9 protein-coding genes and 1 tRNA gene are annotated in these 9,865 nt (G+C 47.2%); 4 read left to right on the top strand and 6 right to left on the bottom strand.

Annotated features, from left to right (window positions below; genetic code table 11):
- Nucleotides 1–80: 80 nt before the first annotated feature.
- The 6 genes from Q0546_RS11485 to Q0546_RS11460 all read right to left on the bottom strand — a co-directional run bounded on the left by Q0546_RS11485 (nucleotide 81) and on the right by Q0546_RS11460 (nucleotide 6,362).
- Entirely contained in the window at nucleotides 81–332 is a 252-nt protein-coding gene (locus Q0546_RS11485) for a hypothetical protein (protein WP_298793172.1), read from the bottom strand.
- Nucleotides 333–517: 185 nt separating this feature from the next.
- Nucleotides 518–2,245, bottom strand: a complete 1,728-nt coding sequence (locus Q0546_RS11480; protein WP_298793170.1) for an ATP-binding protein — start codon at nucleotides 2,243–2,245, stop codon at nucleotides 518–520.
- Nucleotides 2,245–3,789, bottom strand: coding sequence for a fatty acid--CoA ligase (locus Q0546_RS11475; protein ID WP_298793168.1), 1,545 nt, complete (start codon nucleotides 3,787–3,789; stop codon nucleotides 2,245–2,247). The genes Q0546_RS11480 and Q0546_RS11475 overlap by 1 nt, the downstream gene beginning before the upstream one ends.
- A gap of 9 nt (nucleotides 3,790–3,798) precedes the next feature.
- Nucleotides 3,799–5,046 (bottom strand): OmpP1/FadL family transporter, encoded by a 1,248-nt coding sequence (locus tag Q0546_RS11470; protein ID WP_298793166.1) that lies wholly within the window; start codon nucleotides 5,044–5,046, stop codon nucleotides 3,799–3,801.
- Nucleotides 5,047–5,886 carry a deoxyribonuclease IV gene (nfo, locus tag Q0546_RS11465; protein WP_298793164.1) on the bottom strand — a complete coding sequence of 280 codons (840 nt, stop codon included), beginning with the start codon at nucleotides 5,884–5,886 and terminating at the stop codon, nucleotides 5,047–5,049. It lies immediately after the preceding gene.
- Entirely contained in the window at nucleotides 5,883–6,362 is a 480-nt protein-coding gene (locus Q0546_RS11460; RefSeq protein ID WP_298793161.1) for a hypothetical protein, read from the bottom strand. Before Q0546_RS11460 ends, nfo begins: the two co-directional genes overlap by 4 nt.
- Nucleotides 6,363–6,431: 69 nt before the next feature.
- On the opposite strand from Q0546_RS11460, the gene Q0546_RS11455 reads away from it, so the two are divergent.
- The 4 genes from Q0546_RS11455 to Q0546_RS11440 all read left to right on the top strand — a co-directional run bounded on the left by Q0546_RS11455 (nucleotide 6,432) and on the right by Q0546_RS11440 (nucleotide 9,686).
- Nucleotides 6,432–6,506: transfer RNA gene (locus Q0546_RS11455), tRNA-Glu, on the top strand.
- 327 nt (nucleotides 6,507–6,833) lie between these two features.
- Nucleotides 6,834–7,571: a TerC family protein gene (locus Q0546_RS11450; RefSeq protein ID WP_122872901.1), complete on the top strand. Its 738-nt coding sequence runs from the start codon at nucleotides 6,834–6,836 to the stop codon at nucleotides 7,569–7,571.
- A 124-nt stretch (nucleotides 7,572–7,695) separates the two neighbouring features.
- Nucleotides 7,696–8,364 (top strand): DNA alkylation repair protein, encoded by a 669-nt coding sequence (locus tag Q0546_RS11445; RefSeq protein WP_298793159.1) that lies wholly within the window; start codon nucleotides 7,696–7,698, stop codon nucleotides 8,362–8,364.
- Complete coding sequence (locus tag Q0546_RS11440) at nucleotides 8,361–9,686, top strand: MATE family efflux transporter (RefSeq protein ID WP_298793157.1); 1,326 nt, start codon at nucleotides 8,361–8,363, stop codon at nucleotides 9,684–9,686. Before Q0546_RS11445 ends, Q0546_RS11440 begins: the two co-directional genes overlap by 4 nt.
- Nucleotides 9,687–9,865 lie beyond the last annotated feature (179 nt).

Raw genomic sequence — 9,865 nt, 5'->3', positions numbered from 1 at the left:
CGGACACGAGAGGCTAAGGGGTGAAATTTTAAAAGTGGGCGAGAGGTTTGGTGAGCAAGATCTCGTTTAAGCGCGTCGATCTAAACTATATTTGAAAGCCAAGTTAAAATTTGCTCCCAAACGGGCTTTTTGTTCTCGTCCTTGAAGCCTAAAAGTAGCTTGATGAATTTAAAAACGAAAACAACGAGCAGGAAAATATACGTGATGAAAATGCCGACTAAAATTTCATCAAAATACTCTTTTGATATGAAGTAGATGACCGTGCATAGCGGAGCGCAAACGGCTGCGATACCTAAAAATAGCTTGGTTTGGCGTAGTAAAAAATCACTCATGCTTGATAACCTTTTCAAATTTGAGTAGCTGGGGCTGCAATAAATTTGAATCGCTTGTCAAATTTGCACCCGTAGAGCTACGAATTTAACGCTTAAATTTGTAAGAATGCGCGATAAAGCCTTGCAAGCGGCGTAAATTTAGCAAAACGCGTCTTAGCCAAACAGCAAGCCAAATTTAGCCGAATTTACCCGTCAAACCCAACCTTCTTATCCTCGCCGAAATTTGAGCTCATCTCGCGTTTGATCTCGCTTTCAAAGTCGCTCATCGTAAATATCCCGTCCTCGCGCACGGCGACTTTTAGCGCGGTATTTTTGAGCGCGAGCATGATTTGCGCGCCGCTTAGCTCAAATTTAGCCAGCTCTTTGACGTCGAAATTTTCCTCAAAGCTCGCATTTTCGGGCAGTACTTTGCGCCAGATCGCAAGGCGAGCGGCGAGGTCGGGCTTTTTAAACTCGATCTTATAATCAAACCTGCGAGAAAACGCGATATCTAGGCTTTGCAAGAAGTTCGTCGTGGCGATGAGTACGCCCTCAAACCGCTCGATTTGCTCCAAAAATATATTTTGCATTTGGTTGTGCATCTTGTCCGCGCCGCTGTTGCCCTCGACGCGCGTGCTTAGAAACTGATCAGCTTCGTTTAGTAGTAGCACTGGCTCGCTCTTGCTTTTGGCGCAGATTTCTTTGTAAGTGTCGAAAATTTTACGCACGTTTTGCTCGCTCTCGCCGACGTATTTGCTCAAAATTTTAGAGCAATCAAAGCTAAGAACCTGCTTTTTTAGGCTCTTTGCGAGGCTTAGCGCGCTCATGGTTTTGCCCGTACCAGGCGGTCCGTAAAAGATGATTTTGGCGTCCACGTTTTTGCGCGACTTGATGCCCCAGCTAGATAGGCGCGCCAGCACGCGGCGATCCACTTGCTTTAGGATCGCGTCTAGCAGCTCCTTTACTTTGACGTCCAGCACGACGTCGTTTATGTCGGTCGATGGTTCGATGAGCTCAAAGATTTCTTGCTCTTTTACGAGAGTTTCTAGCGCTAGTTTTTTGCTTTTGCTCTCGGTTTTGGGGTGCATTACGCTTTGTAAAATTTCGTCGGTTATGTAAAACGTCCTGCTAAAGCCGCCGTAAGCGTTTAGCGACTCGTCGTAGTCGATGAGGCCGTTTTCGATCAGCTTTGAGCCCTCGTCCAGTAGGGCGCGGTTTTTGATGCGTTCAAATTCGTCTGCGCTCAAAATCCCAACAAGCGCGTTTAGATCGCGGTTGGCGTCCGTTTCGCCGACATACTCTTCCTTTAAAAGCGCAAGGAAAATCAGCTGCTCTTTGTCGTTTAGCGAGTTGTCTTTGAAAATTTGCTCTACGGAAATAGAAATTTTGCTTAAATTTAGCCGTTTTTCGATGATGGCTTCTAGCTCTTTCACGTCTTTTTCGAGGCGGTTTTTGGCGTCGCTTGATACGTTTTTGCTAAAAAACGAGAGCTTGCCGTAAAGCTCCACGCGCAAAAACTGGTCTTTTAGATAATCAAGGTGATCGGCGTAGGGCGCGACTGAGGGCAGCGTGAGCCCAAACTCGCCCTCTTCTAAAATTTTTAGAAAAAGCGGCGATAGCGAGATCTCGCTGTGAAGCATGCCTAGTAAATTTGAGCCAGCACCCTCTGCGCCTTGGTTTTTAAATATAGAAAAGCCCTGCACGATCCAGCCGCTTTCTAGCAGGTTTTTTACGTCCGCAAGGCCTGCTAGAAATTTATACTCCTCGCTGCCAAAAACAGCGCAAAGCACGTCGTAAGCGCTACTTTGCGGAGTGCCCTCGACGTAGTTTTTGCTCAGGTGGCGTAAAATTTTTGCCTCGTTTTCGCTGCATTTTATGAGCGAGGAAATTTTAGAATTTTGCTCTCCGCCGATAAACTCTATCAAAAACCGCACTAAATTTCATCCTTTATCTGCTCTTTTAAAACTCGCTTTAGCACCTTGCCCGTCGCGTTTTTAGGCAGCTCGTCTTTAAAATAAATCGTCTTTGGAATTTTAAAATTCGCCAAGTGTTTTTTCAGATGCGCGCGGATATCTTTTTCGTCCAGGCTCATATCCTCTTTAAACTGGATAAAGGCCGTAACCTCCTCGTCCGCGTGCTCGTCTCTGACTCCGATAACCGCGGCGGCTTCGACTTCTGGAAGCTTAAATAGCACCTCCTCGATCTCGCGCGGGTAGATGTTGATGCCCTTTGAGATGATGAGGTCTTTTTTGCGGTCGACGATAAAGATATAGCCCTCCTCGTCGATCTTAACGAGGTCGCCCGTGCGCAGCCAGCCGTTTACGATCGTTTCGTCGGTGGCGTCTGGCATGTTTAGGTAGCCTTGCATCACGCAGTCGCCTTTTACGATTAGCTCGCCAACCTCGCCTGCTGGCAGCTCCATCATCTCGTCGTTTATGCATTTTACTTCGTAGCCCGGCAGCGGCAAGCCGACGCTTGAGATTTTTTGTTTTTGCAGCGTGTTTGCCGAGACGATAGGCGAGCATTCGCTAAGGCCGTAGCCCTCTATCAGTACCGCGCGCGGAAATTTAACGCGAAAATCCGCGATAGTCTGCTCAGCCAAAGGCGCTCCGCCGCTGATGAAAATCCTAATGCAGTTAAACCAGCGAAAATACCACGGGATTTTCGCTTTTCCGATAGCCGTATAGATCGCGGGCACGCCCAAAAATACGGTCGCGCGTTTGAGCAGGACTTGTTTTAGGACGTTTGAAAACGGGAAAATAGACTTTACTAAAATAAGCGAACACGCCGAAAATATCGGTAGCAGCACCATCGCCGTGAGGGTAAAGCTGTGAAACATCGGCAAAAACACGGCAAATCTATCTTTCGTGCGTACGTGAAAGACCTCGTGCGCGCCCCGGACGTTTGAGATGAGGTTGCGGTAGCTGATCATCGCACCCTTTGGCTTGCCTGTGGTGCCTGATGTGTAGATGATGTGGGCTAGGTCGTCAAGCTTTGGTTTGTCGGTCAAATTTAGCTCTATACGGCAGTTTAGCGCGTGCGCGTAGGCGATATTGTTTCCGTCAAATTCGGCCCTATCGCCGATCCAGACGATCTTTTTTATCGCAGTTTTGCTCTCTAGCCCGCGTATCTCTTTGGCTAGCTCGGCCGAGGCGAAGAGAAATTTCGCCCCGCAGTCGTTTATGATGTACTCGAATTCTTCGTATTTTAAAAAGGTATTTATCGGCACGGCCACGGCACCAAGCAGCGTGATGGCAAAGTAGCTAGCGATAAACTCGGGCGAGTTATTTACGATCATCGCGACGCGGTCGCCTTTTTTCACGCCCATGCCTTGCAAAAACGCAGCCAGCGTAAAGGCGTCTGTGCGTAGCTGCTTGTAGCTAATCTTGCTAGTTTCTGTATAGATCGCGATACCGCCGCCGTTTTTATCTACTGCAACGTTTAGCATATCCTCGAAATTTTCGTAAGGGTAGTTCATGGACGCGCCTTAAAATTTATATTTCACGTTTAAATTTATCGCCTGAGCGTTGCCGCGCTCAAATTTGCCGTTTGGATAGAGTCCCGACGCGTTTGAGTAGTAGCTCACGTCGCGCGCTTTTCTGTCTTGGTAGAAGTAGCTAGCTCCCAGCTCCAAAGCGTCTGTAAATTTGTAGTTAAAGCCCGCTGCGTAGATGACGGCTTTGGTATCAGGTAGGTCAAAGCCCGTAGTATCGGCCCTAGAAGCTGCTTCGTCAAACGTAACCGCGCCCATTAGGCGGAGTTTATCCGTCGCGTCGTGCGCTACGCCGATGCGGTAAGCGTTACTGTCCTTCCAGTCACGCTTTTTAGACGCGTCAAATGCTGCAAAAAACGGGTTGCGGTAGTGAGCGGCCGAGGCGCCTGGGTAGTTGAAGTCAAGCTCTTTCCACGCCGACCAATACGTTCGCTCAAAGTCAAATAGAAGTGTGGTGTTTGCGATTTTGTACGATAGGGCTAAATTTAAGCTCGCAGGCAGCGGTACGGATAGCTTTGCGCTGCCGCTATAAGAGCCGCTCGGAAATGCCCCTCTTGGGTGCGCCGGCGCGCTGATGTCGGTATCGCCTTTTAGATTCATATTTACTTTTGAGCGGTAGGTGGCCGCTAGGCTCAAATTTGAAGTAGGTTTATAGGTGATTGCCGCGTTGTAGCCGAAATTTATGCGGTCGCCTTTGATATCCTGCGAGGCGGGTAGGGCGCCTGAGACCTCCTGCACGGCCTCTCCTCTAGCGTAAACGGCGCGCAGGCCAAAGCCTAGCGCGATGTTATCGGTTAGCGCGTAGGCGACGCTAGGATTCACCTCGATCACTTTTAGGTCGAATTTTTTAGAGGTGGCTTTAGGGAGATTTTCGTCCCATCTCATCGACATTCCCGCAGGCACGACGACAGAGAGACCAAAGCGCCAGTCGCCAAACTGCGGCGTTACGAAGTGAAAGGTTGGTACGAGCGCGCCTGCTCTTTTTGAGGTAAATTTAGCTCCGCTCGAGTGCCTATATTTCGTCCTTGCCATATGTAGGTAGGTTAGCGAGCTCTCAAGGTAGTGTCCACCGCCCAAAAATACCATATTTGCAGGGTTATTATAGGCTGCGTCGGGACCGAAGCTCGTCGCGACGTTTGAGTTTAAAAGCGCGATGCTATCGCCGCTTTGCTCGGGGATTTTAAAGCCCGCCGCATTTAGACAGCAGCAAGCCGCTAGGCAAACGCCGATATATTTTCTCATTTACTCTCCTTTAAAGTTTCTTAAAATTTTTATCTCGTCCGCCCAGATGCTCTCGTCGATCGTTTCTAAAACTAGCGGGATATCGTCCGTGCGGGGGTCGTTTATGATATTTTCAAATGTTTTTAAGCCCAAAAAGCCCTTTCCTAAGCTCTCGTGGCGATCCTTTTTGCTGGCTAGGTCAAATTTCGTATCGTTTAGATGCATGCCGCACAGCATATCGCGCCCGACTATCTCGTCAAATTCGCTCATCACGCGCCGGTAGTCGTCTCTGATATCGTATCCCGCGGCAAAGGTATGACAGGTATCCAGACACACGCCGATCCTGTTTTTGTCTATACAGCGTTTGATGATATAGGCTAGGTGCTCAAATTTAAAGCCCAAATTCGAGCCCTGGCCGGCAGTATTTTCTATGACTAGCTTTACGTTTTGGCTATTTTCGAGTAGGAAATTTACGGAATTTGCAATATTTTCGAGGCAAATTTCTGGCGAAATTTCATTTAAGTACGAACCCGGATGAAAATTTATCATCACTAGACCAAGCGCCTCTACGCGGTAAATTTCGTCTAAAAAGGCGTTAATGGACTTTTGACGCTGCTCGGCGCTCGGATGGCCTAAATTTATAAGGTAGCCGTTGTGCGGCAAAACGTGCCTGGGCTTGATGCCGGCGGCTTTTAAATTTTGCTTAAATTTGGAGATATTTTCTGGGGTTAGCGGCTTGGCCTCCCATTGACGCTGATTTTTAACGAACATCGCAAAGGCGTTCGCGCCGATATTTGCCGCATTTAGCGGAGCGTTTTCTACGCCGCCCGCGATACTGACGTGCGCGCCGATAAATTTCATTGAAGCTCTTTTATGATGATTTTTATGCGGTTTTTAGTATCGAAAAAACTGATATTTTTACCGCAAACTTCGTATTTTATTGAATATTTACTTATATCTTGTATAAAACCGCACGAATTTGTCATTACATCTACGCCGTCATATAGCGGCTTGCGCTCCAAAATTTCCGTGAAAAAGTCGTCGTATCTCTCCTCTAAAAAGAACTTTTTGTTAAATTCTTTTTTCTCAAAGCACGCGCCGTTCATGCAAATTTTGTCGTTTATTTTGAGATTTACCGTATTTACGCCAGAGCTATAAATTTGCAAATTTAGCTGATTTGCGCTTTTGTGTAGGAAGCCCACGTCGTTGATTTTTAGCGGCGGAGTGAGGATGGTGACGGTAAATTTGTCTGATGATTTTTGGCTTTGTAGTGCGGTGCAACCGCCAAATGCAAGGCACGCAAGCGCAGTCAAAGCAAATTTGGAAAATTTTTTCATGATTTTTTATCCTTGGTTTAAGCTATTTTTTATTATCTTTAATGTAAAATCCCATTTCCGCTAATTTGTGGCCCCTTCGTCTAGCGGTTAGGACATCGCCCTTTCACGGCGGTAACACGAGTTCGAGTCTCGTAGGGGTCACCACTTCATTTTAAATTTCACAAAAGATTTTAATTTTATCCGCTTATCGCTTAAATGCCCTTTATCTAAGATAATTTTTCTTAAATTTGGATTTTCTAAAATTTAACCTCAAAACCGTTTGCGGCGTATTTTGTGAAATCAAATTTCATCGCGGCAAATTTTATCACTGCCAAATAAACCAAAATTCGTCAAATTTAATCGCCTGAAAACTCAAATATTCGTGCGTTAAAATCGTCAAATTTGATCCCCAAACACCCATTCCTGCCCGCTCAATCAAATTTAAACCCGTTTTGGCTATAATCGCGCCCTAATTTATAAAAAAGGAAAAAAATGTTCGATTGGATTTTTTCGCCCGAGGCGTGGCTGTCGCTCGTGACGCTAACGGGGCTTGAGATCGTGCTTGGTATCGATAACATCATATTTATCGCGATCCTAGTCGGCAAGCTCCCGCCTGAGCAGCGCGACAAAGGCCGTATTTTAGGGCTTTCGCTCGCGATGCTAACGAGGATTGCGCTACTGCTTTCGCTATTTTGGATTATGAAGCTTACCAAGCCGCTATTTAGCGTGTTTGACTTTACGATCACGGGGCGCGATTTGGTGCTGATTTTGGGCGGACTTTTCCTCATTGGTAAGTCCACGCTAGAGATCCACTCAAGCGTCAGCGGCGAGCACGAGGAGCACTCGGCGAGCAAGGGGCATGCGAGTTTTTGGGTCGTTATCGCAGAGATCGCCGTGCTTGATATCGTCTTTTCGCTCGATAGCGTCATCACAGCAGTGGGCATGGCAAACCACATCGAGATCATGATTTTAGCAGTGATACTTGCTGTGGGCGTGATGATGTTTGCGTCTAAGGGCATTTCAAATTTCGTCGACAACAACCCGACGATCAAAATTCTCGCGCTTGCATTCTTGATCCTGATCGGCTTTACGCTTGTGGGCGAGGGGCTCGGTATGCACGTGCCTAAGGGCTACGTTTACTTTGCGATGGCGTTTTCTCTGGGTGTGGAGCTCATCAACATCTACGCTCGCAAAAAGTCGGCAAAACGCGCGCAAGAGGCTCAAAAGTAAAATTTGAGTCTTTAAATTTGCTTTTAGGCGCACAGGGCGGCAAATTTGACGCTTTGGTTTTTTGACGCGTCAAATTTAAGCATGACGAATTTGAGCAGTAAATTTAAAAAGCAAAGGAGCTAGCGTGGACGTAAAAGGCGAATTTTTAGAAATTTTAGAGGGGCTTAAGAGCGAAAAGCTGGCGGCATTTTCGCAAAAACTCATCAAAAGCCCCGAAATTTTAGGCGTAAAAACTCCCGAGCTAAGACGCCTGGCAAAGCGAAATTTCGCTCGGCTAAATTTAAAGCAGATCGCTGCTTACGAGCCGTTTTTTCACGAGGAGTTCATGCTAAAGGGCTTTTTGATAATGCTCATAAAAGACGACGAAGCCAAATTTAAGCTAGCTAGCGAGTTTATCAAAACGATGCCAAACTGGGCGGTGACGGACGGCTTTGAGCCCAAATTTACCGACTCAAGCTACGTAGATGCGCTGCTAAAGCAGGCTCTAGGCTCAAATTTAGAATACGAAAAGCGATTTTTCTACGTTTATTTTATGCGCAATTTTAATTCGCTTCCGCTTGAGCGGTTTTTTGAAATTTGCGCCGAGGAAAAAGACGAGCGCTACTACGTGCAAATGGCGGCGGCTTGGTGTTTAGCCGAGGTTTTTATCAAATTTGACGGCGCGGGGCGAGAGCTGCTAGAGAGCGGGCGGCTGAGTAAATTTACCCACAACAAAACGATCTCAAAGATCCGCGACAGCTACCGCGTGCCAAAAGACGTAAAAGACGCGCTTTTGGAGCTCAAAATCAAGTGAATCTCACAAAAGAGCCCGTAAACAAGCTCGTGCTGCGCCTAGCCGCGCCCGCGGGCGTTGCGATGAGCTTTAACACGTTTTACAACGTGACTGGCGTATTTTTTGCTGCGCGCATCTCGACGCAGGCGCTGGCGGGCTTTTCGATGAGTTTTTTGCTCTATATCAGCGTCGTTGGCGTGGGGCTTGGCTTTGGCTCGGCGCTAACGGCGCTTGTCGGTAACGCGCTTGGCGGCGGCAAAGAAAAACTCGCTAAAATTTATGCCGCAAAGGGCGTATTTTTCGTATTTCTTTGCGCAGTTTTTATGGGGCTTTCGGGCTTTATTTTTACTCCGCATTTGCTTAAAATTTTAGGTGCAAACGATGAGTTTTTGCGCGAAGCCATGGCATATAACCGCGTGATATTTCTTGCCTCGCCGTTTTTCTTACTCATAAAATCGCTAAACGGTGTGCTGGTGGCTACGGGCGATACGAAGAGCCTGCGAAACTGGCTTTTTGCGGGACTTTTTATAAATTTGGGCTTTTGCTTTTTTTATGTGGATTTTTGCGGGCTTGGTATCGGAGGGATAGCGCTAGCAACGGCTTCGGTGCAGCTTTTAGGCTCGCTATTTTTAGGCATTAAGGTTGCAAAAACCGGCATGATAAATTTTTTAGATTTACGCTCATTTGCGCCCGAACTCGCCATCTACCGCAAAATTTTGGCCCAAGCCTTGCCCGCGTGTCTAAACTATCTATCGATGTCGCTTGGCGGGCTCGTGCTTATGCATTTTATCAGCCGCTACGGCACGCACGCGGTCGCAGGTTATGGCCTAGCTCTTCGCATCGAACAGATCGTCATGCTGCCGACGACTGGCATCGCATCGGCGGTTCTTGGTATCGTATCGCAAAACTTCGGCGCTCGCGAATACGCCAGAGTGCGCGGATGCTACGCCTATGCGGTCAAATTTTTAGCGGTTTATTGCATTTTTGCGGCGACTTTTTGCCTTGGGCTCGGCGGGATTTTGGTTGGGTTTTTTGACGAGACGCCCGAAGTTGTGAGTGCGGCGAGGAGCTATTTTGCGGTAAATTCGCTAGCTTTTATGGGTTACGCGCTTATAAATCTCTCCGGCTCGACGCTTCAAGGCGTAAAAAGACCGGCGGCGGTTTTTGTTTTAAATTTTACTCGCCAGATAGTGCTGCAAATCGCGCTTTACACGCTCGTGGCAGATGTTTTTGGCGGGGAGTTGCAAGATATTTTTAAAGCGATGTTTTTTAACGTTTGGCTGATCGGGCTAACTTTTTTCTTTTATACTAAATTTATTCTTGGCCGAATTTGCGCGGCTTGAAGCGAAAATTTTCGCAAATTTTCAAATTTAAGCTTATTTTTCTTGACATAGCGCATTTTTTTGGCTACAATGCGCCTTTTCAATAAGTAGGCTAAACTCGCAATGCCTCGGGGTGTAGCGCAGGCTGGTTAGCGCATCTGGTTTGGGACCAGAGGGCCGAAGGTTCGAATCCTTTCACC

The sequence above is a fragment of the uncultured Campylobacter sp. genome, from assembly GCF_937997465.1.
In the GTDB taxonomy this organism is placed as follows: Bacteria; Campylobacterota; Campylobacteria; order Campylobacterales; family Campylobacteraceae; genus Campylobacter_A.
Note: the sequence above shows the minus strand (reverse complement) of the source record. Positions and strands in the feature narration are given on the sequence as shown.